Source organism: Mesorhizobium loti, assembly GCA_014189435.1.
Lineage (GTDB): Bacteria > Pseudomonadota > Alphaproteobacteria > Rhizobiales > Rhizobiaceae > Mesorhizobium > Mesorhizobium loti_G.
In genome coordinates, this window is record CP050293.1 from 317,683 (window position 1) to 339,875 (window position 22,193).

Sequence of the window (22,193 nt, forward strand, 5' to 3'; positions counted from 1 at the left end):
CTAACGATTGATCGCGGTCGTGGTGTCGGTCGCGGCTGCGGCCTTCGGCGGCCTAGAGAAATCGTCGGCACGGCCGGGCGAAGCCACGGGTGCCTTGCCCTCCACCACCAGCCTCTCGCCGGGCAGGTCCGGATTGGCCTTTGCCGGCGGTGCCGCGCCAAGCAGTTCGGAGCCGCCGTCGAGCGCCGGGTCGCTGAGCAGCATCGGCGCGGTGCGGTCGATGACGATGGGAGCCGCGGCCGGCGCCGGCGCCTCCACGGGAGCGCCCGCCGGCGCGGAAGCCGTCACCACGCTTCCCGGCGCGGTCAGGCCGAGAATCTTCAGCAACGGTTTTTCGGTATAGAAGGCGAACTTGCGTTTGCCCGCCTTCGACACGTTGATACCATCATCGGCGCGCAGTCGCACCGGCTGTCCGTTGATGTCGGGACCGCTGGTGACGAAGGCACCATTTTCGTCGACGAAGCCGTCCCAGACGTCGACGAATTCACCACCGTTGCTTTCGGCGGCCTGGTGATAGATGTCGTTGAAGGCAAGCATGTCGGAGGTCATCTTCGGCACCCGGAAGGCCGGCATGCCGACCCATAGGAAAGGCACCTTGGCTGTGGCGATTGCTTTGCCGAGCGCGTCGGTGCGGCGCTCATATTCCTTGGTCCAGTTTTCGGAACGGGGCTGCTCGCGGACGTCGCCTACTTTCATCTGCTGGCGGTCGTTTGAACCCAGCATGACGACCACGGCGGCGGGCTTTTCGGTCTCGATCAGCGTCGTGATCTGTTCGGGCCAGTTATAGAAGTCGTCGCGCACGAAGCCGGACGAGCCATTGCTGCGCACGACGATCCTGACACCAGCATTCTCGGCAAAAGCGGTGTCGAGGCCTTCCGCGAGGCCGGCCGCCATGAAGTCACCGACCACCAGGACGGTGCGCGCGTCCGGCGCTTTCTCGACTATCGGTGTTTGTGGTTCAACCGGCGCACGGGGAGCGCGAGGTTTGCGCTTTGGCTTCGGCTTCTGAATCTGCGGCGGCTCAATCCGCTCGCTGCGGCGCGGAAACAAAAGATCGCGCAACGACCAGCCGCGGTTTTGCTGCTCCTGCGCCATGGCCGGGGCATGGAAGGCGCCAGCCACGCCGACGGCGAGCACGATGACGGCCAGGATGAGCACCGGCATGCGACGAACAAGCCCTGCGATGCGCGCAGCCGAAGCCAATCGTTTCCTCCATCCCTTGGCGCGGCAAGGCCCGCGCCAACCAGATTGCTACAGTGTCCTTTGCGCGCCCGGAAGGCCGCGCGGCACCGCAGGTGGCTCTATTTCTGCCGAAGCCACTTCAGCACTTCCATGCTCGGATAGCCATCCTGGGTCAAGCCGGCCTTGGCCTGGAAGGCCATGATGGCAGTCTTCGAGCCGTCGCCAATCTTGCCGTCGAACTTGCCGTCGTAAAGGCCGTGCTGGGAAAGCCGCTTCTGCAGCTCCTGCCTCTCCTCGAAAGTGAGCTTGGTGAAAGGCCGCTTCCAGTCCTGCACGAGACCGCTGGAGCCTGCGATTTCGTCGGCAAGAAGACCGACGGCCAGCGCATATTTGTCGGCATTGTTGTAGGCCTTGATGACCGAGAAGTTCTTGATCATCAGGAAGGCCGGCCCGCTGCGGCCGTCCGGCACCTTCAGCGTCGCCTTGTCGGAGCCGTTCTTGAACGGCTTGCCGTTAGCCCTGACGACGCCGAGCGCCTGCCATTGCGACAGCGTCTTCGAGCCGCCGGGAAGTTTGCCAGCCGGCAAGGCGACCTCATAGCCCCAGGTCTTGCCGGCCTGCCAGCCATTCTTCTTCAAAAGGTTGGCGGAGGTCGCCAGCGCATCGGGGATCGAATTCCAGATGTCGCGCTTGCCGTTGCCGTCCATGTCGACGGCATAGTGCAGATAGCTGGTCGGGATGAACTGGGTGTGGCCCATGGCGCCGGCCCAGGATCCGCTCAGATGGCTTTCGTCGATATCGCCGGTCTGCAGGATTTTCAGCGCGGCGATCAACTGGGTGCGGGCGAATTTCGCCCGCTTCGGGTCGGCATAGGCCAAGGTCGCCAGCGAGCGCACGACGTTGCGCATGATGTCGTCGCGCTTGAGGATCTCGCCATAGTTCGATTCCATCGACCAGATGGCCAGCAGGATGTAGCGGTCGACGCCGAACCTGGCCTCGATCCGGTCCAGCCACGGCTTCCATTTCTTGGCCATCTGCTGGCCGACGGAGACCGACTGATCATGGACGCGGTTGTCGAAATAGTCCCAGGCAGGGGCCGTGAATTCAGGCTGCGTGCGGGCCTTTTCCAGCACCACCGGGTCAATATCCCTGATGTCCCTGAAGGCCTGGTCGTAGAGGGCGCCGGAAACGCCGCTCTGCACCGCGGTGGCGCGGAAGCCGGCGACCCATTGCCGGAAACCGGCATCGGCGAAAGCGGGGCCAGGCATCAGCAGAGCGAGCGAGAGGCTGGCTGCCGCCATGACGCTGGTAAAACGCTTTGCGGCATTGCGAACGGACATCTTTTCCTCCTTCTCTGTCTCAGGAAAGACCATTCATCGCCGAACCAGGTTAGGAATTAGTTTACCATAGGTGCCGCCGGGAACGAAAAGACGCCTTGAAGCTTTACCGGTAACGTCCCCCTCTTATCGCCGAGTAATCCTCAATTCCGGCATGAAAATGTCTTGAAACGGGATTGCGGAACTGGCCATCAAACGGATAATTGAAAGCATGAAGAGAGTTCGCAAGGCAGTGTTCCCGGTCGCCGGTCTCGGCACACGGTTTCTCCCGGCCACCAAGGCCGTCCCCAAGGAAATGCTGACCGTCGTCGACCGGCCGGTCATCCAGTATGTGGTGGATGAGGCGCGCGAGGCCGGCATCGAGCATTTCATCTTCGTCACCGGCCGCAACAAGGCCGTCATCGAGGACCATTTCGACATCCAGTTCGAGCTCTACGACACGCTGGCCCAGCGCGGCAAGGACGACCAGCTCGCCCGCCTGCAACGGCTGCAGCCGGCGCCGGGGCAGACCAGCTTTACCCGCCAGCAGGTGCCGATGGGGCTCGGCCACGCCGTCTGGTGCGCCCGCGAGCTCGTCGGCGACGAGCCCTTCGCGCTTTTGTTGCCCGACATGATCATGCAGTCGGAGAAGAGTTGCATGAAGGCAATGGTGGAGCTCTACGAGGAAACCGGCAACAACATCATCGCCGTGCAGGAATGCGACCCCGCCGACGCCCACAAATATGGCATCGTCGGCCGCGGCGAGGACACGCATCACGGCTTCCGCATCACCGAGATGGTGGAAAAGCCGAAGACCGGCACCGCGCCGTCCAACCTCTACATCAACGGCCGCTACATCCTGCAGCCCGAGATTTTCAAGATCCTCGAAGGCCAGGAAAAGGGTGCCGGCAACGAGATCCAGCTCACCGACGCGATGCTGAAGCTGGAAAAGCAGCAGCCCTTCTATGGCTACCACTATCAGGGCCGCACGTTCGATTGCGGATCGCCGGAAGGCTTTGTCGAGGCCAATGTCGCCTTCGCGCTGTGGCGCAGCGACATGAACGAGAACATGGCCGGTGTCATCCGCACGCTTCTCGACGAGATGAAGCCGTCGGAGCGCCGCGGCGCAGCTTCCTAGGCCCCACACTTTCGTCATCCTCGGGCGAAGCAGGAGCGTAGCGACGTCGCGGAGACCCGGGGATCCATTCCGTTACATGGACCCAGAGTGCAGCGGTCCAGAACGATGCCCCCAGGCCGGCCATCGCAGAGGCGCTTATAAGTCGCGGCATGGATCCTGGGGTCTGCGCCGCGTCGCTTCGCTCCTTGCTACGCCCCAGGATGACGAACCTCGGACGGCTTCAGCGCTGCACCTTCACGCCCAGGAAGATGCTGTTGGCGGTGTAGTCGCGGCCGGGCAGATTGCTGGTCAGCTTCTCGGTCCTCACCCTTGTGGTGAGGCCGGCGTAGCGGTTCAGCCACCAGGTCAGGCCGGCCTCGGCGCTCAAGGTCCTGTCATGGCCGTCGATGCCGACATAGTTGCGCCAGTCGAGGCCCAGCGCCGCGTTTGCGGTGAGATTGGCGCGAATCTGGCGTTCGCCGGTCAGGCGGCCGGAATAGAGGATGTCGCCGGATTCACCTGATGTGGTCGTGGTCTCGACGGTGGTCTTGCCGGTCAGGCCGATCGTGGTGCCGCGCTCCGGTGACCATTTGAGGTCGGCATTGACGGTGGCGCCCGAAATCGCGTCCAGGTTCTTGTCGTCGATCGCTTCCCTGAGCCAGCCGGCTGAGAATTCACCCGACAGCTTCTCACCCATATCGAGCGCAACGCCGGCGCGCGCGCCGAGCCGCGTCGACGAGCGCTCGAAGCCTTCATTGTCGATGCGTTGGTCATAGGCCCGGCGGCCGACTTCGATTTCGGTGAACGGGGTGAGGGCGGGGGAGATCTCGTAGCCGGTGCGCAAGGTCGCGGTGTAGAGCGTCGAGTCCTGATCCTTCTGCGACAGCGAGGTGCCGTCTGAAAGCTTGGCGTCGCCGTAGAAGTCGTGCGAGACCGCGCCGGTCAACGTGTACTGCATCTTGCCGATGTGCTTTTCCAGGGCCAGGCTGCCGTCGACGGTCTGCCGCAGCGGCTGCTTGCTGACGCCCGCGATGGCGTCCGGCGCCGACGCCGATTCAGGCACCGCTTCGTAGCCGAGCTTGGCGATGGCGCGCAATTCATTGTCGAGGTCGACATTGAGCTGGCCTTCGATCCGCCCTTGCTCGTTATGAACCGGGTAACCCGACACGCTCTCGCGGAACAGGCCATAGCCGTCGATCGTGGCGGAGTTCTCGCGCCAGTCGGAGGCGGCGGAGAAGCGCAGCGCGGTCTCGGACAGTAGCGCCGACTTGCCGGCACTGCTCGAATCGCCGTTCGACGTGGCGGTCAGACCCTGTTCGATCGTCGGCCGGATGACGAATGAGCCCCATTTGACGCCGGTGGCGGCAAACGGATCATCCTCCGGCTTCTTCTTCTGGCCTTCGATGGCGTCCGTGCGCTCCGCGCCTGGGTCGAGCTTCTCCTTGTCGGCACTGTCGATGGTGAGGGCGCGGCGGTTGGCCGTCTCTTCGTCGGTGTCCGCACCATCGGTGGCGTCCGTCGTGGAGGCGGTCGTTGAACCGGTGATGTCGGTGGCGTCGGCTGTCGACTTCTTCTTCTTTTTCGACTTGTCCGCGACCTTGTCCTTGGCCTGGTCAGCCGCATTCTGCGTGGCGGTCGATGAGCGGCGGCGAGGCTTGGGCGGTGCTGGGGTGTCGGCGGAGGTGTCGTCGGCGGCTGCCGGCGGGTCGAAAACGCTGCCGGCGGCAGTAGCGTCGCCGGTGTCCGTGTCGTCAGGCACAGCGCCGGCGCTGGCCGGCAGGTAGGTGCGGGCCGGCGCATTGTCTTGCGCAGCATTGGTCGGCGCCTGACCCTGCGCTGCCAAAGCGAGTTGTCTCGCCTTGCGCTGCTGGTCCGACAGGATCGCCGATTCCGAAACTTCGCCGCGCAGTTCCGTTTCCTGCGCCTGCAGCGCCGTTGGGCGCAGCAGGGCAAACATGCTGGTCGCCAGCAGCAAGGCGCAGACCGCCTTGCCCTTTCGTCCATTCGATTTTTCTGGCTGGACCCCGGACATCGCCACCACTGCTTGCGCGGCGCACGCGCGCCATACTTACCGAACCGTAAATGGGGATGGTTAACGGAGGGTTGAGGCGGCGGCCCGTCAGCCGCCGGAAGCGCCGATTTCCAAAGGGATTCATACCGCGCGCGTTAAGCTTTTGTTTTCACGCCTGCCGTTGTGGCAAACCACCACACACGTTCTGACGACATGCCTGAGGCCATTTCTGTTGGACAGCGCGCCGGCAAAGCGCTAATCGCATCAGCCATGCATGCGGGATCCCTGGATAAGAAGCCTTTGGACAGGCAAGCCTCGATCGCTTCGGCGCTGAGGACGGTGGCAACCGAACAGGCGGGGGTTGCGGCCCTTGCCGAGGCCTTGGAGAACGGATTGGCCGCGCCTTTCGCGCAGGCCGTCGAGATGATCTCGGGGATTGAAGGCCGGGTCATCGTCACCGGCGTCGGCAAAAGCGGCCATATCGGATCGAAGATCGCGGCGACGCTGGCCTCGACCGGCACGCCGGCCTTTTTCGTCCATCCCGCGGAAGCCAATCACGGCGATCTCGGCATGATCGCCAGGGACGACGCTATCATCGCCATGTCGTGGTCGGGCGAGAGCAAGGAACTGATGGGCATCGTCGCCTATTCCAGGCGCTTTTCCATCCCGCTGATCGCCATAACCGCCGGAGAGACATCCGCACTTGCACGGGCAGCCGACGTCGTGCTGCTTTTGCCGCGTACGCCGGAAGCCTGCCCGCACGGCTTGGCGCCGACGACATCGACGCTGCTGCAACTGGTGATGGGCGACGCACTGGCGATCGCGCTGCTCGAAGCGCGCGGCTTCACGCCGGACCATTTCCGCACCTTTCATCCGGGCGGCCAGCTCGGCGCCAACCTGACGCAGATCCGCGAGATCATGCATGTTGGCGACAGGCTGCCGCTGGTGGTTGCGGGCACCGGCATGCAGGATGCGATCCTGGAACTGTCGCGCAAGGGATTTGGCTGCGTGGCGATCACCGATACCGACGGTGCGCTGGTCGGCATCATCACCGATGGTGACATCCGCCGTCACATCGGCAGCAATCTGCTGGCGATGACGGTGGATCAGGTGATGACAAGAGGGCCGAAGACGGCGACGCCGGACACGCTGGTGGCAACGGCGCTGCAAACGATCAACAATTCAGCCATCACCAGTCTGATGGTGGTGGAGGGCAAGAGGCCGGTAGGCCTCATCCATCTGCATGATCTCCTGCGCATCGGCGCCGCCTAAGGTGCGTCGATATTCAGGTGATGCCGGCCTGCAAACGACGGTTTCCTGCGCTTCCGGTGCTCACGTACCAAAAGTACGCTCCGCTCCGGTTCTCGGAACCCACCGTTTTCGACTCGGCCTGACCTGAATCTCAACACACCTTGTCCAAGCGGCGGGTTTCAAGAATTCAGACCGCCTCGACCGTCAGTTCCAGATCCGTGTCGGCCGCACCCGTCACGCGCACTTGCGTGCCGGCCGGCAGGTCCGGGCCGGAGACACGCCACAGCGTGTCGCCCAGCTTGATGCGGCCACGTCCATCCCGGATCGGTTCGGCAAGTGTCGCCATGCGGCCCACCATTTGCGCGCCGCGCCGGTTGAGCAGCGGCTGGTCGGTCGGGTCGGTGCGACTGCCGACCAGTTTCTTGCCGACATAGGCCGAGACCAGCGACAGCGCCAGGAAGGCGAGAACCTGGACCTGCCAGGTCCAGAAGCCGGCGTCCCAGATCAGCAGCGACACCGCGCCGATGATCAGGGCGGCGATGCCGATCCACAGCATGAAGATGCCCGGCGCGATGATTTCCATCACCAGCAGGACAAAGCCCAGAACCATCCAGTTCCACGGGCCGAGTTCGGAAATGACACGATCGATCACGGCGTTCTCCTATGTTGGAGACATCAGTTGTCGGTCGGGCGAACGACTGGCGGACGCGCGGCCTGCCTTTGCGCGCCGGTCGTGCCTTCGCTGCGGAAGACTTCCTTGGCGATCTCGCCAATGCCGCCGAGCGAACCGATCAGCGACGACGCCTCGAAGGGCATCAGCACGATCTTGCTGTTGGTGGCCGTACCGATCTTCCCCAACGCCTCGGTGTATTTCTGGGCGACGAAGTAGTTCAGCGCCTGCACGTCGCCCTTGGAAATTGCTTCCGACACCACCTGGGTGGCGCGGGCTTCCGCCTCGGCCGAGCGCTCGCGCGCCTCGGCGTCGCGGAAGGCGGCTTCCTTGCGGCCCTCGGCCTCGAGGATCTGCGACTGCTTGAGGCCTTCGGCGGCGAGGATCTGCGCGCGCTTGTTGCGTTCCGCAGTCATCTGCCGGCCCATCGATTCGATGAGGTTGGCCGGCGGGTTGATGTCCTTGATCTCGACGCGGGTGATCTTGATGCCCCACGGATGCGCTGCTTCATCGACGACGCGCAGCAGGCGCTCGTTGATGGCGTCGCGGTTCGACAGGAGTTCGTCGAGGTCCATCGAACCCATGACGGTGCGAATATTGGTCATCGTCAGGTTGAGGATGGCGTTCTGCAGGCCGGAAACCTGGTAGGCGGCCTGCGCCGCATTGAGGATCTGGAAAAAGGCGATGCCGTCGACACCGACGATGGCGTTGTCGCGGGTGATGATTTCCTGGCTCGGAACGTCGAGCACCTGCTCCATCATGTTCATCTTGGCGCCGATGCGGTCGACGAACGGGAAAATGAAATTGAGGCCCGGGCTCAGTGTCTTGGTGTAACGGCCAAAGCGCTCCACCGTATAATTGTAGCCTTGCGGGATTGTTCTGATGCCTTTGATCAGAAGCACCAATACCAGAAGGGCAAGTGCACCAACCGCAATATCGAAACCATCGAAATCCATTTGGCTCTCCCTCAGACGCAGGCCGCACAAGCCATTCTCGTGCAGCCGACTTCACCAAAGACTTAAGTGTGTTTCAGATGCGTTACAATCAGGTGATGATGGATTGTTTGCGGGTTTGCACTCAGTGGTTGAAGTCAAACAGCCTTGCATCCGTGTCGTTCAGCCTGTCGTTCGAGGCCGAGACAATCTCGGAAGCGATCTGCGAGAAGGTGATGTTCCGGTTCAGACCCAGCCGGACAGTTCGCGCCGTACCATCGCCTCGATCACCGCCATGCCCTCGACGCTGTCGTTGAGGCAAGGGATATGGGCGAAGTTCTTGCCGCCGGCATGGTGGAAGGTCTCGGCCGCCTCGCGGCCGATCTCGTCCAGCGTCTCGATGCAGTCGACGGAAAAACCGGGATTGACGATGGCGATCGATTTCACGCCATCCTGCGCGAGTTTCTCGACCGTCTTGTCGGTGTAGGGCTGCAGCCATTCCTGCGCGCCGAAGCGCGACTGGAAGGTGATGATCAGCTTCTTCTCGCTCCAGCCAAGCCGTTCGCGCAACAGCCGCGTCGTCTTCTGGCAGTGGCAATGATAGGGATCGCCCTTCTCGAAATAGGGCTTTGGAATGCCGTGATAGGAGGTGATGACCACCTCCGGCTCGAAATCCAGTGTCGCCAGATGTCGTTCGATGGAGCGCGCCAGCGCTTCGACGTAGACCGGTTCGTCATAGTAGGGCGGCACGCTGCGGATCGCCGGTGCGCGGCGCATCTTCATCAAGGCGCGAAACAGCTGGTCGTTGGCGGTTGCCGTGGTCGTCGCCGAATATTGCGGATAGAGCGGGAACGAAAGAATGCGGTCGCAACCCTGTTCGACCAGTTTCTTGGCCACGCTCTCGGTCGAAGGATTGCCATAGCGCATCGCCCAGTCGACGACGACATCGGGCAGGTCGCGCAGTGCTTCGGCCAGCTTTTCGCCTTGGGTGCGGGTGTAGGTGCGCAGCGGCGACTCGTTCTTTTCCCGGTTCCAGATCCTGGCGTAGTTGGCACCCGACTTCTTCGGCCGCGTGGTGAGCACCAGGCCATAGAGGATCGGATACCAGATCGCCTTGTTGAGTTCGATGACGCGTGGGTCGGAGAGGAATTCGCGGAGATAGCGCCACATCGGCTTGAAATCGGTGCCGTCAGGCGTGCCGAGATTGACCAGCATGACGCCGATCTTGCCCGCCTTGATCGGCGGATGTCCCGCCGGCGACGGGCCGAGCGCCTTCGCGGCCTTGGGATCGACAGGGGTGGAAAGCGTCATAAGGGTTCTCCGGGAGACGCGAACCTAACCATCTTGTGCGCGCTTTCAATGCAGCGTCTGGCCGCACCTTAGCTCGAAAACAGGAAACCCGCCCGGTTTCCCAGGCGGGTGTCATTCTTGAAAAGGTGAAGCGACCTTACTTCGCCGGGATGGTCAGCGTGGCGCCCAGCTTAAGCTGGTGGGGCCTTTGGCCCTTGTTGGCCTCATAGATCAGTTTCCACTTCGTCGCGTCGCCATAAGCTTTCTTTGCCAGATCCCAATAGGTGTCGCCGGCAACGATGACATGGCTGGCTTCGGCCGGTGCGGTCTCGGCGGGCTTTGCCGGCTCGGCGGCGGGAGCCGCCGGTGCAGGAGCTGGTGCTGCTTCGGCTGGTTTTGCGGGTTCAGCCGGGGCGGGCGCCGGGGTTGCCGGCGCTGTCTCGGCCGGTTTGGCCGGCTCGGCGGCAGGAGCCGCTGCGACAGTCGCGGCGATTTCAGTGATGCGGCCGTCGAGCTTCGGCGTGTAGGGCCGGTGGGCGCCGAGATAGTCGGCAACCACCTGTTCGAGACCTGGACCGTAGTCGTAGGCGTTCTTGGCCTTGTCGGCGAAGATCTTGTAGCCGTCGCCGCCCTGGCGGACATAATTGTTGGTGGCGACCAGATAGTCCTTGTCCGGGTTGATCGGCGTCCAGGCGCCGCCTTCCATGACCTCCACCGACTTGACGCGGCCGGCATTGGGCGCGCCGGATTTGTCGAAGGAATATTTCAGGCCGGCGACCTGCGGGAAGCGTCCGGCGCCGTCCTCTATCTGGCTGAGGCCGTTCTCGAGGCCGGCCACCAAATCCTTGCCCGAAATCTGGAAGGTTGCCAGCGTGTTCTGGAACGGCAGCACGGTCAGCACCTCGCCCATGGTGACGGTGCCCTTGTCGATCGAGGCGCGCAGGCCGCCGCCATTGGAGATGACGATCTCGACGCCCTGTCCCTTGACGCGGTCGAGGATGGCGTCGGAGACGAGGTTGCCCATCGCGCATTCGCGGGTGCGGCAGCTCTCGCGGCTGCCGTCGATCACGTCGGTGGTTTCCGCCACTTCCTTGTTTTTCAGCGCCTCGATCGGCGCGCCAAGCTCCTTGATGCGGGCGAGCACGGCCGGGTCGGGGGTGATCGATTTGTCGAGATAGATCGGGTCGCCGCCGGCCGATTTGACGACGCCATTGTCGTCGAACACCACCTTGAACTCGCCGAGATATTTCGAATAGGACGCCGCCTGCACGACCGGCACCTTGTAGCCGTCCGGGTTGTCGACCATCGTCGGGTAGGGGCCTTCCGCCTTGGGATCGGTGTTCGACAGCAGCGAATGGCTGTGGCCGCCGACGACGACGTCGATGCCCGGGATCTTGGCAATGACATCGCGCTCGCGCTTGTAGCCGATATGGGTCACGGCGATGATCTTGTTGACGCCTTCGCCCTTCAGCTTCTCGACCTCGGCGGTGATCGACTTGACGTCGTCCTCGATAGTGACGTTGGGGCCGGGGGAGGCGAGTTCCGGCGTGTCGTTGGTGACCGCGCCGATGATGCCGATCTTTTGGCCGCCGACCTCGACAACGATCGACGGCTTGACGCGGTCGCCGAGCTTGGATTGCGCATTGGCCTTCACATTGGCGCCCAGCACGGGGAATTTGATCATGTCGAGGAACGGCGCCAAAGCCACTTCGCCGTCATCGAATTCATGGTTGCCGAGCGCCATGGCGTCGAACTTCATCTCGTTGAGGAATTCGCCTTCGACCTTGCCCTTGTAGGTCGTGTAGAACAGCGATCCCTGGAAATTGTCGCCGGCGCTGAGCAGCAGCACGTTCTGGCCTTCCAGCTTCTTGCGTTCCTGGGCGATCGCGGTGATCAGCCGGCCCGCGCCGCCGATGCACTCGCCCTTGGTCTCCTCCTCGGCCGAGCAAGTCGATTCATATTTGTTGTTGCCTTCGATGCGGCTGTGCCAGTCGTTGATATGCAGGATGTTCAGCGTGTAGTCGGCAAAGGATGCGCCGGCCGACAGGCCGAGTGCTGAGGCGGACAGGGCGGCAATGGCAGCAAGCTTCTTCATCTTCGTCTCCGGAAAGCTGATCAGAGGCCTTTAACGCTCTTGCTTGACTGGAACATAACAGTCGGCGCTTTGGCCATGTTCCCATCGCGTTCCGGATGACGCAAGCGGAAATCCGGGAACCTTTGCCGGCACAAAAAAGGACGGCGGCCAATCGGCCGCCGTCCTTGGGCAAGCGAATGCTCGCTGGTTCAGGCGCGCCGTGTCAGCACGAAATTCTGGCCGCTGGAGCTGGTGCAGTTGAGCTGGCTTGTCGAGACCATCAGGCAGTTGAAGCTGACCGCGGTCTGGCGGATCAGCGACGTGCCATTGATCTGCACCGACGTGGCGCCGGTCATCGTGTAGCTGCCATCGGCAAGCTTCTGGCCGGTGTCGGTGGCGACGGTCGTGAAGGTGCCGCCGGCGAAGGTCGACAGGCCGGTGCCCTTGGCGTCGATCCAGGAGCCCTCGACGCCTTTCGGCGCCGCTGCCATCGGCGGCTCATTGGGGCCACTGGTCGTACAAGCAGCAAGCCCGGCCAGGGCTGCCGCCGCTACGCTCATCGAAAGAACTTTGCGCGCAATGTTGTTCATATGAAAATCCTCTCCTCAGTCCGCATCCCTTCAATCGCCCGATTTCCGGGCGATTGCAAGGCAATGGCGTATGCCGGGCAGGCCGCTATCGCACGAGGATGTTGCGGAACTGCCACGGGTCGTTGCGGTCGAGGTCTTCCGGGAACAGGCCGGGGCGGTTATCGAGCGGCGTCCAGTCAGTGTAGTAGCCCTTGACCGGTCCGAGATACTGGGACTGCACTTCCAGGCAGCGCTTGTAGTCCATCTCGTCGGCCTCGACGATGCCGGCCTCGGGATTCTCCAGCGCCCAGACCATGCCTGAGAGCACCGCCGAGGTGACCTGCATGCCGGTGGCGTTCTGGTAGGGCGCCAGTTTGCGCGCCTCGGCAAGCGACAGCTGCGAGCCGTACCAGTAGGCGTTCTTGTCATGGCCGTAGAGCAGCACGCCGAGTTCGTCGACGCCGTCGACCAGCTCGTTCTCGTCGAGCACGTGGTGCACCGGCTGGGGCTTGCCGGCGGCGCCGAACATCTCGTCCAGCGACAGCACCGCGTCATTGCAGGGGTGGTAGGCATAGTGGCAGGTCGGGCGGTAGTGGACCTTGCCCTTCTTGGAGCGCACGGTGAAGAAATCGGCGATCGAGATCGCCTCGTTGTGTGTCACCAGGAAACCGTACTGCGCGCCGGGCGTCGGGCACCATGAGCGCACGCGCGTGTTGGCGCCGGGCTGCTCCAGATAGATGGCGGCCTTCGAGCCATGCTTGTGCTTCTTGGCGTTCTTCGGCATCCACGTTTCATGCGTGCCCCAGCCCAGCTCGGCGGGCTGCAGGCCCTCGGAGATGAAGCCCTCGACCGACCAGGTGTTCCAGAACACGTCCATCGGCTTCGGCTTCTTGGCGCGCTGGGTGTCGCGCTCGGCGATGTGGATGCCCTTGACGCCGGCCTTTTTCATCAGCTTGGCCCAGCCCTCGCGGTCGTCCTGCGCCGGCTCTGAAAATTCGAGGCCAAGATCGGTTGCGAGGTTGACCAGCGCCTGCTTGACGAACCACGAGACCATGCCGGGGTTGGCGCCGCAGGTGGAGACCGCCGTCGCACCGCCGGGCTTGTCGTGCTTTTCCTTGAGCAGCGACTCGCGCAGCGCGTAGTTGGTGCGGCTGGCGTTGTCTGCCTTGGCGTCGAAATAGAAGCCGAGCCATGGCTCGACGACGGTGTCGATGTAGAGCACGCCGAGCTTGCGGCAGAGCCGCATCAGGTCCACCGAGCCGGTATCGACCGACAGGTTGATGCAAAAGCCCTGGCCGCCGCCATTGGTCAGGAGCGGCGTCAAGAGCTTCTTGTAGTTCTTCTCGGTCACCGCTTCCTGGACGAAGGCGATGCCGCGCTCGTCGAGCAGCTTGCGGTCGGTGTCGCGCGGGTCGATGACCGTCATGCGCGACGTGTCGAACTTGAAATGGCGTTCGATCAGCGGCAGCGTTCCCCGGCCGATCGAGCCGAAGCCGATCATCACGACAGGGCCGGTGATTTCACCGTAAACGGGCCAGTTTTCATTCGCCATTTTATCGAGCACTCCTTCAAAACCCAGGAAACTGGGAAAACACGCGCAAAACCGGGCATTTTTGCCCGGCGGCCATGCGCTACATCACAGATCATTGTCACAAACCAGCGAAAAGCGCCAACCAGCGGTCAGCCGTCATTGGCCATGTGGTTAAGGACCGACATCAGCCGGTCACGGTCCGATGTCAGGCCCTTGTAGTCGAGCTGGGCGAGATCGAGCGCTTCGAGCTGGGCGGCGAAAGACACCGCCAGCGTTGCCCGATCCGGGTGCCGGGCGAGCACGGCGAGAGGGTCGAGATGGATGCGGATGGTGAACAGGATATCGCGTGCAACAGGCAGTTTCCGCAGGGTTTGCCGCTCGACGCGGATGAAGGCATGGGCGTCGATGTCGCCATCGGGAAACCGCGACGGCCGGTTGGTGGCGCGGTCGATGCGCTGCAGGTCGGAGAGCGGATGGTAGAGCGCGTTGTCGGACTGGATCGACCAGTTGTAGCGCTCGACGGCCTGCCCCTGGAGGCCATCGAACATCCGGTTGATCAGCTCGGCCGGACGTGTGCCCGGACCGAAACCCGGCACCGGCGCATGGATGTCCTGCAGCGGCTTGCCAAACTTTTCCAGGAGCGACCAGGACGAGGGAAAGCAGAAGCGAGCCGGCGACCAGCCGCCAGCCGCTGTCGTTGCCGCGCATCAGGATCAGGTCTTCCTGGATGAGCTGTGAGGCCTTGGCCAATGGAGCATCGGCGAGGGAAGCAGGCAGACGGCCCTCGGCGCCCGCTACCTCGACATCAGATCCGGTACGCCGATAGGTTTCGGGGAACCTCTCCAGCAGATGCGCACCCAGCAAGTCGAGCACTTCCTGCTGGGCGTCCCGCGTGCCGTCTTCCTCAACGAAAACCCGCTCGGGGATTTCGCCATAGAGCCGGTGCTTCTCGGCGAGATACGGCAGCAGATGGTCGTCGACCTCGATCCAGTCCGCCGGGTCGAGCGGCTTCAGCCCGATGCTGAAGAGTTTCGAAGAGCCGTCATAGGGCGTGTGGGTGGGTAGCGCCTCGGCCAAGCTCATGCTTCCTTGAAATCGTCGAGTTCGGCGGCGGTCATCCTCGCCACGAATTCGGTGACATCATAGTCGGCCGCGCCTGCCTTGGCGAAAGGGTCGGCGGCCAGCCTGGCGTCGAGCACGTCGCGCGGGCATCGCGCGATGATGATGCCGCCGGTTCGCGGTTTCTTCGGCCCGGAGACGACGAAGATGCCTTCCGCATAGCAGCCCTTCAGCCACTCGACATGCGCCGCCTGGAGTTGGTCGATCTCGGTCAGCGGCACCTTGTAGTTCAGCGAAACGACGAACATTGGTTTCTCTCAGGCAAGTTTGGCCGGGATCAGTCCGCGCAGCGAATTGCCGACGAACAGGGTCCTGGCGGATTTCAAATCGTCCAAGCTGTAGATCGCTTCGCGGGCGCGGCCATCATCCAGGAGCTCGGCGCGCAATACGCCAGGCAGCAGGCCGCAGTCGAGCCGCGGCGTTGCCAGCGTGCCGTCGCCAAGATCGGCGAAGACATTGGTGATCGTGCCTTCGCAGATCTCGCCACGCTCATTGGCCAGGATCACCTCGTCGGCCTGGGTAATGACATATTCGGCGCGGGCATGCGTGTAGACCTGTCGCCGGCTGGTCTTGTGGCGCAGCAGCGTGTTGCTCGAATCGAGCCTCGTCCTTGCCAGCCGCAGCAGCCAGACCTTGTCGGCGGCGAGCGGCTCATAGGGCTGCGCCGAAGCCGTCACCTCGCCGTCATGCGACAGGACGATGCGGGAGCGCATGGCAATGCCCGACCCGCCGACCGCGCTGCTCAGCGCCTCGCCGACCTTGCCTGGATCATAGCGGAAGCCGAGCTCGGCCGCCGAGCCATAGAGGCGCGCGAGATGGCGATCGAAGCGCAGGAAGCCCGAGCCGGGCTCCCAGCGCATGGTCTCGATCAGCTGGAAATCGGCGGTGTTCCCGTCGCGAAGCGCGCTTTCAGCAGACACTCCTGATACTCCTCCTGCGCTGTCGAATCGAAGACCACGCCGCCGCCGACATTGTAGACGGCCTCGCCTCCGGAAAAGAGCGAGATGGTGCGGATCGCCACGGAAAAGCGCATCGTGCCGCCGGGTGCGATCCAGCCGATGGCTCCGCAATAGGCGTCGCGCGGCGTGCCTTCCAGATCGCGCAGGATTTCCATGGCGCGGATCTTTGGCGCGCCGGTGATCGAGCCGCACGGAAACAGCGCCGCGAAGACCTGGCGGATCGAAAGTCCCGGCAGCAGTTTTGCCCTGACGTCGCTCACCATCTGGTGGACCGTCGGATAGGTTTCGATGCGGAACAGCGCCGGCACGTCCAGCGTGCCGACCTCGCTGATCAGCGAGATATCGTTGCGCAGGAGATCGACGATCATGCGGTTTTCGGCCTGGTTCTTCTCGTCGTTGCGCAGGAAGATCTTCTGCCGTTCGTCCTCGACCTTGGTGGCGCCGCGCGGTGCGGTACCCTTCATCGGATGCGTCTCGATCATGCCCTCGGCGTCGATCTCGAAGAACAGTTCGGGCGAGCGCGAGAGCACGATGGGTTCGCCGAGCGCGACCAGTGCGCCATATTTTACCGGCTGGCGTTCGGTCAGCGCATCGAAGGCGGCCAGCGGGTCGCCGGACCATTGCGCATGCACCGGAAAGGTCAAATTGCCCTGGTAGCAATCGCCCTGCCTGATGTGCTGGTGCAGTCGCAAGAACCGCTTCTCATAGTCCTTTGGCGACCAGGTCGCGTGGGCGTCGAAGATCGGACCATTGGTCGCCGCTGTGGTGCGGGGCGGCACCGCCTCGTCGACCGGCGCATCGAATACCCCAAGGCAGACGAGTGGAGCGCGGCGCCCGTCGGGCAGCAAGGGGACGAGCTTCGGTTCGAGCAGATAACCCGCCTCATAGGAGAAATAACCAGCCAGCCATTTGCCGGCATCATGCGCGGCTTGCGCGGCCTCCAGCGCCGGCAGGAAATCCTTTGCCTCATGCGCTACGATGATTTCGGCCGGCTGGTTGAAAACGAGCTGGCGCGCGCTTTCGTCGTTGCGGAAAATGGCGGCGGGCAGGGACATGGGCACCGGATGCTGCGGTCAATGAAGCCATTGACCGCTCTATATGGGGGGCCGCTCGCGTGCAATCGAGGGAACGGCACGCTGCCACTCAAAGCCGACCTCTGGGCCGACCTCTGGGCCGACCTTTGGGCCAACCTTTGAGCCAACCCAGGGGCCAAAAGCAAACGGCGGCGCCATATTGGCGCCGCCGGCTGCAGTCTTCAGCTCTGGCCTGACGATCAGGTATTGCTGGCGGTTCCCGCTGTTGGAAACTGCTTGGCGAATTCCTTCTCGTTGCCGGCGGCGAGCAGCTTGGCCTGCTCGATCCAGCGTTCGCGCGCGATGCGGCCGTCGAAATTCATCACGTCCTCGATCCGCTTGATATCGGCGGCTGTCCAGCCGGCGATCTGGGCGAAGCTGGTGACGCCTTGCGCCTTGAGCAGCTTCTCGTTGACCGGGCCAATGCCGATCAGCCGGCGCAGATTGTCGGGCTTGCCGGATGCTGGCTTGGCCGCTGCCGGTGCGGCTTTCTTGGCTACTGCAGGCTTGCTCGTCGCGGATTTGGCTGGAGCCGAGGCTTTGGCGGCGGCGGGTTTCGCCGCCGGCTTGGCAGGGGCTGCCTTCGCAGCGGCCGGTTTGGCCGGCGCGGGTTTTGCGGCGGCAGATTTGGCCGTCGCGGGAGTCGACATCAGGGCTGCAGACGCCGGGCCTGCCGGCTTTGCCGCGCTGCTCCCGGCAGCAGGTGCGGCCTGCGCCTCGCGCAACCGGCGCTCGAGGTCGGCGCGGGTCTTGCCGCATGCATCGAGTTCGCCGGTCAGCCGGTCGCTGTCGCCGCGCAACCTGTCGCGCTCGCTGCGCGTACGGTCGAGATCGCCGCGCAAGCTGTCGAGCTCACCGCGCAGGCGTCCCCAGAGGAACCAGCCCACCAACACGCCTACCAGGAACGCCAGGAGCATGTAGAAAAAAGTGCCCATTGTCTCTCTCCAGTCAGATCCGTCTGCCGTGGGTCATGACCTTCGGCGAAGGACTACTCGATGGTGGTTCCGCGGTTCGCAGAACAGCCGGCCTCGGTTCGAGCTGTCGGCGATCGGGCTTTGCTCGCCCATGGCCAACGGCCGTTGTCGCGTTCGCCTGAGCGCCACGGCCGGCTGAGATTTTTCCTCGCCGATCCGCATGCGCTCCGGCTGAGCTTGGAGCGAAGGCTATCATAGAGCTTGTGGAAAGCTATCGGAAAACTTCGGTGGAGAGTACTTCAAGAACAGATATTTAGGCCAATAATTGAGCCATCCCAACATGCATTCCGGCTAAACTGTTCTGCGAGCGAGCGCCGCTTGCGGTTCAAGCGTCGAGCGCTTCCAGCTCATCGATCAGGCCGCTGATGACGCCAAGCCCGATCTGCCAGAAGGCGGGATCGGTGGCGTCAAGGCCGAAGGGCGCCAGAAGCTCGGAATGATGCTTGGTGCCGCCGGCGCGCAGCATTTCGAAATACTTGTCCTGGAAGCCGCGCTCGGCGTTCTGGTAGACCGCGTAGAGCGAGTTCACCAGGCAGTCGCCGAAAGCATAGGCGTAGACGTAGAAGGGTGAATGGATGAAGTGCGGAATGTAGGTCCAGAACACCTCGTAGCCTTCGCGCAGCTTGATCGCGGGACCCAGGCTTTCGGCCTGCACTTCGAGCCAGAACTGGCCGAGCCTGTCGGAGGTCAGTTCGCCGTTCTTGCGCTCGGCATGCACCTTGCGCTCGAATTCATAGAAGGCGATCTGGCGCACGACCGTGTTGATCATGTCTTCGACCTTCTGGGCGAGCATGGCCTTGCGCTCGCGCTTGTCGGTGGTCTGGTCGAGCAGCGAGCGGAAGGTCAGCATCTCGCCGAAGACGGAGGCCGTCTCGGCCAGCGTCAGCGGCGTCGAGGCCATCAGCGCACCCTGGCCGCTGGCCAGCACCTGATGCACGCCATGGCCAAGCTCATGCGCCAGCGTCATCACATCGCGCGGCTTGCCCATGTAGTTGAGCAGGACATAGGGATGCGCCGACGGCACGGTCGGATGCGCGAAGGCGCCGGGTGACTTGCCAGGACGCACCGGCGCGTCGATCCAGTTGCGGTCGAAGAATGTTCGCGCGATCTCCGCCATGTCGGGCGAAAAGCGCTGATAGGCGGACAGCACGGTGTTCCTTGCCTCGTCCCAGCCGATGATCGCCTGGGGCGTATCCGGCAAAGGCGCGTTGCGGTCCCAGTGGTTCATCACGTCCATACCCAGCCAGCGTGCCTTCATCGCGTAGTAGCGATGCGACAGGCGTGGATAGGCATCGCGCACGGCGGAGGCCAGGGCATCCACCACACTGCGCTCGACGCGGTTGGCGAGATGGCGTGAATCGGCGATGTCCTCGAAGCCGCGCCAACGGTCGGATATCTCCTTGTCCTTGGCCAGCGTGTTGGTGATCAGCGTGAAGGTGCGCAGATTTTTGCGGAAGGTCGTGGCCAGCGCCTCGGACGCCCGGCGGCGCACCTCGCTATCGGCGTCTTGCAAGCGGTTCAGCGCCGGCTCCAGCGTCAGTTCCTCGCCATCGATGTCGAAGCGCAGGTCGGTCATCGTCTCGTCGAACAGGCGGTTCCAGGCGCCGCGCCCGGTGATCGATTTTTCGTGGAAGAGCTGCTCGACACGGTCCTCGAGCTGATAAGGCTTGTCCTTGCGCAGATCCAGCACCCACGGCCGGTAGTGGCCGAACGCGGGATCGCCGGCGAGCGCGCCTTCGATGGCGGCATCGTCGATCAGGTTGAGTTCGAGCGCGAAGAACAGAAGGTGCGCGCTGGCGTCCGTCATCTTCTCCTGGATGTCGCCATAGAGCTTGGCACGCTGCGGATCGGCGGTGTTGCCGGCATAGACCAGTCCCGCATAGGACACGATCCGGCCGATCAGTTCCTCCAGCGCCTCGTAGGCGACAAGCGCCTCGCCCAGCCGTCCGGCGTTGCCGCGCGCGGCCTCGGCGGCCAGCGTGCCTTTCCAGCGGCTTTCGAAGCTGATCGCGTCAGTGGCGGCCTTGGCAATGTCGCGCTTCAGTTCCGGCGCATCCATGCCGGCATAGAGATCGGTAAGGTTCCATTCCGGCAGGTCGCCAAGCTCGGCCGCGCCCTGACCGGACGCTGGCGCCGCAAGCTGCCGAGCAGAAACCATGTGCCCAGTAACCATGTGCATTGCCGACACCTTCCGTGGCCAAGGTTCAAGGGGAAACGAGAAGCCGGTCAAATCCTAAGGAATTCATTCACCGGGTTTTTTGAAACCTTATTTAGAACCCTGTGCCAAGATGGTCCACAGGGCAGAATTCCTCGGGCGGGCAGTCACACCAGTCATGACAGGTTCCATACTCATAGTCGATGACGATCCCGTGCAGCGCCGGCTGCTCGAAGCGGCGGTGACGCGGTTCGGCTACACGGCCATCGTCGTCGATGGCGGTGCGGCTGCTCTCGACATCCTCGACGGGCCCAGCGCCCGCGAGGTTTCGGTGGTCATCCTCGATCTGGTCATGCCCGGTCTCGACGGCATCGGCGTGCTGAAGGCGATGCGCGAGCGCGACATAAATGTCCCGGCCATCGTGCAGACTTCGCAGGGCGGCATCGAGACCGTGGTTTCGGCGATGCGCCACGGCGCCTTCGATTTCGTCGTCAAGCCGGCGTCTCCCGACAGGCTGCAAGCGTCGATCGGCAATGCGCTCAAGGTCGAGGCCGTAGAGGGCGAGGTCAAACGCACGTCGCGCCGACGGGGCGGCCTTCTGACCTTCAAGGACATGATCACGCACAGCCCAGCCATGGACAAGGTGATCCGCCTTGGCCAGAAGGCGGCGGCATCCAACATCCCGATCCTGATCGAGGGCGAGTCCGGCGTCGGCAAGGAGCTGGTGGCGCGCGCCATCCAGGGCAGCGGCGACCGCCGCTCGAAACCCTTCGTCACCGTCAATTGCGGCGCCATTCCCGACAATCTGGTCGAATCGATCCTGTTCGGCCACGAGAAGGGTTCGTTCACCGGCGCCACCGACAAGCACACCGGAAAGTTCGTCGAAGCGCATTCGGGCACGCTGTTTCTCGACGAGATCGGCGACTTGCCGCTCGACGTGCAGGTCAAGCTGTTGCGCGCCGTGCAGGACGGCGAAGTCGATCCGGTCGGCGGACGCTCCACCGTCAGGGTCGACATCAGGCTGATTTCGGCGACGCACCGCAACCTTCTGCAGCAGGTCAAGGACGGCAAGTTCCGCGAGGACCTGTTCTACCGGCTGAACGTCTACCCGATCTTCGTGCCGCCGCTGCGCGACCGCCGCGACGACATCCCCTATCTGGTCACGCATTTCATGGACAAGGTGGCGCCGGTCGATCCGCGTCATCGCCTGCAGGGCATTTCGGCCGCAGCGCTTGCCGTGCTGGAGGCCTATGACTGGCCCGGAAACATCCGGCAGCTCGAAAATGCCGTCTTCCGGGCCTCGGTGCTTTGCGAAGGCGATGTGCTGACCACGGAGGACTTTCCGCAGATCCGGGCGCAGGTGGAAGGCACCGTCAATCTCGATGCGCACGGTGATGCGCCGTCGCCGTCCCTGCCTCTGGAGGAGCGCGGCGAGGAAGCCTTGCCCGGCGAGGGTGGCCCGGCGACCGCGCTCGATCCGCCGGCTAGGCTGCAGCCTCGCTTCGGTACGTTGCGGGCGCTCGACGAACGCGGCAATGTGCGCGCGCTGGCCGATGTCGAACTCGAAATGATCAAGCTCGCCATCGATCACTACAACGGCCAGATGAGCGAAGTCGCCCGCCGACTCGGCATCGGTCGCTCGACGCTTTATCGCAAGCTCAAGGAATACGGCATCGACCCGGAAACCGGGCGCGTCGACCGGCTCGCTTCCTAAGGTGTGCCGATATTCAGGTGATGCCGGCCTGCGAACGGCAGCTTCCTGCGCTTCCGGTGCTCACGTACCCAAATGTACGCTCCGCTCCGGTTCTCGGAACCCACCGTTCTCGACTCGGCCTGACCTGAATCTCAACACACCTTAGAGCGCATGATCTTTCGAAAATCGCGTTCCCGTTTCCTACCGTGCTGCCTTCGGTCCGGGATCAGGCTTTCGGCCACAAGGCCGGCGCCAGCTTGCAATGCCACAACAGGCC

General features: G+C 63.5%; 17 protein-coding genes and 1 pseudogene. 3 read left to right on the plus strand and 15 right to left on the minus strand.

All coding sequences use genetic code 11. From position 1 onward, the window contains the following. Both HB777_01565 and HB777_01570 read right to left on the minus strand, forming a co-directional pair. Nucleotides 1-1,203, minus strand: a complete 1,203-nt coding sequence (locus HB777_01565) for a DUF459 domain-containing protein (protein ID QND62728.1) — start codon at nucleotides 1,201-1,203, stop codon at nucleotides 1-3. A 98-nt stretch (nucleotides 1,204-1,301) separates the two neighbouring features. Then, complete coding sequence (locus HB777_01570) at nucleotides 1,302-2,522, minus strand: lytic murein transglycosylase (protein QND62729.1); 1,221 nt, start codon at nucleotides 2,520-2,522, stop codon at nucleotides 1,302-1,304. Nucleotides 2,523-2,730: 208 nt separating this feature from the next. On the opposite strand from HB777_01570, the gene galU reads away from it, so the two are divergent. Then, entirely contained in the window at nucleotides 2,731-3,636 is a 906-nt protein-coding gene (galU, locus tag HB777_01575) for a UTP--glucose-1-phosphate uridylyltransferase GalU (GenBank protein ID QND62730.1), read from the plus strand. Nucleotides 3,637-3,856: 220 nt separating this feature from the next. Here galU and HB777_01580 read toward each other — a convergent pair whose 3' ends face one another. Then, nucleotides 3,857-5,647 (minus strand): outer membrane beta-barrel protein, encoded by a 1,791-nt coding sequence (locus tag HB777_01580; GenBank protein ID QND62731.1) that lies wholly within the window; start codon nucleotides 5,645-5,647, stop codon nucleotides 3,857-3,859. Between the two features lie 249 nt (nucleotides 5,648-5,896). On the opposite strand from HB777_01580, the gene HB777_01585 reads away from it, so the two are divergent. Next, nucleotides 5,897-6,898, plus strand: coding sequence for a KpsF/GutQ family sugar-phosphate isomerase (locus HB777_01585; protein QND62732.1), 1,002 nt, complete (start codon nucleotides 5,897-5,899; stop codon nucleotides 6,896-6,898). 166 nt (nucleotides 6,899-7,064) lie between these two features. Here HB777_01585 and HB777_01590 read toward each other — a convergent pair whose 3' ends face one another. The 12 genes and pseudogenes from HB777_01590 to HB777_01645 all read right to left on the minus strand — a co-directional run bounded on the left by HB777_01590 (nucleotide 7,065) and on the right by HB777_01645 (nucleotide 20,226). Then, entirely contained in the window at nucleotides 7,065-7,529 is a 465-nt protein-coding gene (locus tag HB777_01590; GenBank protein QND62733.1) for an NfeD family protein, read from the minus strand. Between the two features lie 23 nt (nucleotides 7,530-7,552). After that, nucleotides 7,553-8,503 carry an SPFH/Band 7/PHB domain protein gene (locus HB777_01595; protein ID QND62734.1) on the minus strand — a complete coding sequence of 317 codons (951 nt, stop codon included), beginning with the start codon at nucleotides 8,501-8,503 and terminating at the stop codon, nucleotides 7,553-7,555. Between the two features lie 222 nt (nucleotides 8,504-8,725). Continuing rightward, on the minus strand, nucleotides 8,726-9,790 hold the full coding sequence (locus HB777_01600) for a ferrochelatase (GenBank protein ID QND62735.1): 1,065 nt from the start codon (nucleotides 9,788-9,790) through the stop codon (nucleotides 8,726-8,728). Between the two features lie 136 nt (nucleotides 9,791-9,926). Beyond that, nucleotides 9,927-11,864, minus strand: coding sequence for a LysM peptidoglycan-binding domain-containing protein (locus HB777_01605; protein ID QND62736.1), 1,938 nt, complete (start codon nucleotides 11,862-11,864; stop codon nucleotides 9,927-9,929). Nucleotides 11,865-12,052: 188 nt separating this feature from the next. Continuing rightward, the gene (locus tag HB777_01610; GenBank protein QND62737.1) at nucleotides 12,053-12,433 is read right to left on the minus strand and encodes a hypothetical protein; all 381 of its coding nucleotides are present in this window, start codon (nucleotides 12,431-12,433) and stop codon (nucleotides 12,053-12,055) included. Between the two features lie 85 nt (nucleotides 12,434-12,518). After that, complete coding sequence (locus HB777_01615) at nucleotides 12,519-13,964, minus strand: homospermidine synthase (protein ID QND62738.1); 1,446 nt, start codon at nucleotides 13,962-13,964, stop codon at nucleotides 12,519-12,521. 128 nt (nucleotides 13,965-14,092) lie between these two features. Next, nucleotides 14,093-15,026, minus strand: a pseudogene (locus HB777_01620) (DUF3445 domain-containing protein). Further along, entirely contained in the window at nucleotides 15,023-15,310 is a 288-nt protein-coding gene (locus tag HB777_01625) for a YciI family protein (protein ID QND62739.1), read from the minus strand. Before HB777_01625 ends, HB777_01620 begins: the two are co-directional and overlap by 4 nt. A gap of 9 nt (nucleotides 15,311-15,319) precedes the next feature. Beyond that, complete coding sequence (locus HB777_01630) at nucleotides 15,320-15,982, minus strand: hypothetical protein (GenBank protein ID QND62740.1); 663 nt, start codon at nucleotides 15,980-15,982, stop codon at nucleotides 15,320-15,322. After that, nucleotides 15,931-17,076, minus strand: a complete 1,146-nt coding sequence (locus HB777_01635; protein QND62741.1) for an aminodeoxychorismate synthase component I — start codon at nucleotides 17,074-17,076, stop codon at nucleotides 15,931-15,933. The genes HB777_01630 and HB777_01635 overlap by 52 nt, the downstream gene beginning before the upstream one ends. A 218-nt stretch (nucleotides 17,077-17,294) precedes the next feature. Then, complete coding sequence (locus tag HB777_01640) at nucleotides 17,295-18,029, minus strand: proton-conducting membrane transporter (protein ID QND62742.1); 735 nt, start codon at nucleotides 18,027-18,029, stop codon at nucleotides 17,295-17,297. 364 nt (nucleotides 18,030-18,393) lie between these two features. Continuing rightward, nucleotides 18,394-20,226, minus strand: a complete 1,833-nt coding sequence (locus HB777_01645; GenBank protein QND68609.1) for a M3 family oligoendopeptidase — start codon at nucleotides 20,224-20,226, stop codon at nucleotides 18,394-18,396. Nucleotides 20,227-20,401: 175 nt separating this feature from the next. Between HB777_01645 and HB777_01650 the strand changes: the two genes are divergently transcribed. Next, nucleotides 20,402-21,937 (plus strand): sigma-54-dependent Fis family transcriptional regulator, encoded by a 1,536-nt coding sequence (locus HB777_01650; GenBank protein ID QND62743.1) that lies wholly within the window; start codon nucleotides 20,402-20,404, stop codon nucleotides 21,935-21,937. Nucleotides 21,938-22,193 lie beyond the last annotated feature (256 nt).

Excerpts from the sequence above, each read along its gene's own strand:
- HB777_01645 (QND68609.1), bottom strand. The coding sequence starts at position 20,226 with ATGGTTTCTGCTCGGCAGCTTGCGGCGCCAGCGTCCGGTCAGGGCGCG.
- HB777_01585 (QND62732.1), top strand. The coding sequence starts at position 5,897 with ATGCATGCGGGATCCCTGGATAAGAAGCCTTTGGACAGGCAAGCCTCG.
- HB777_01580 (QND62731.1), bottom strand. The coding sequence starts at position 5,647 with ATGTCCGGGGTCCAGCCAGAAAAATCGAATGGACGAAAGGGCAAGGCG.
- HB777_01640 (QND62742.1), bottom strand. The coding sequence starts at position 18,029 with ATGGGCACTTTTTTCTACATGCTCCTGGCGTTCCTGGTAGGCGTGTTG.
- HB777_01615 (QND62738.1), bottom strand. The coding sequence starts at position 13,964 with ATGGCGAATGAAAACTGGCCCGTTTACGGTGAAATCACCGGCCCTGTC.
- HB777_01650 (QND62743.1), top strand. The coding sequence starts at position 20,402 with ATGACAGGTTCCATACTCATAGTCGATGACGATCCCGTGCAGCGCCGG.
- HB777_01570 (QND62729.1), bottom strand. The coding sequence starts at position 2,522 with ATGTCCGTTCGCAATGCCGCAAAGCGTTTTACCAGCGTCATGGCGGCA.
- HB777_01595 (QND62734.1), bottom strand. The coding sequence starts at position 8,503 with ATGGATTTCGATGGTTTCGATATTGCGGTTGGTGCACTTGCCCTTCTG.
- galU (QND62730.1), top strand. The coding sequence starts at position 2,731 with ATGAAGAGAGTTCGCAAGGCAGTGTTCCCGGTCGCCGGTCTCGGCACA.
- HB777_01635 (QND62741.1), bottom strand. The coding sequence starts at position 17,076 with ATGTCCCTGCCCGCCGCCATTTTCCGCAACGACGAAAGCGCGCGCCAG.
- HB777_01600 (QND62735.1), bottom strand. The coding sequence starts at position 9,790 with ATGACGCTTTCCACCCCTGTCGATCCCAAGGCCGCGAAGGCGCTCGGC.
- HB777_01610 (QND62737.1), bottom strand. The coding sequence starts at position 12,433 with ATGAACAACATTGCGCGCAAAGTTCTTTCGATGAGCGTAGCGGCGGCA.
- HB777_01625 (QND62739.1), bottom strand. The coding sequence starts at position 15,310 with ATGTTCGTCGTTTCGCTGAACTACAAGGTGCCGCTGACCGAGATCGAC.
- HB777_01605 (QND62736.1), bottom strand. The coding sequence starts at position 11,864 with ATGAAGAAGCTTGCTGCCATTGCCGCCCTGTCCGCCTCAGCACTCGGC.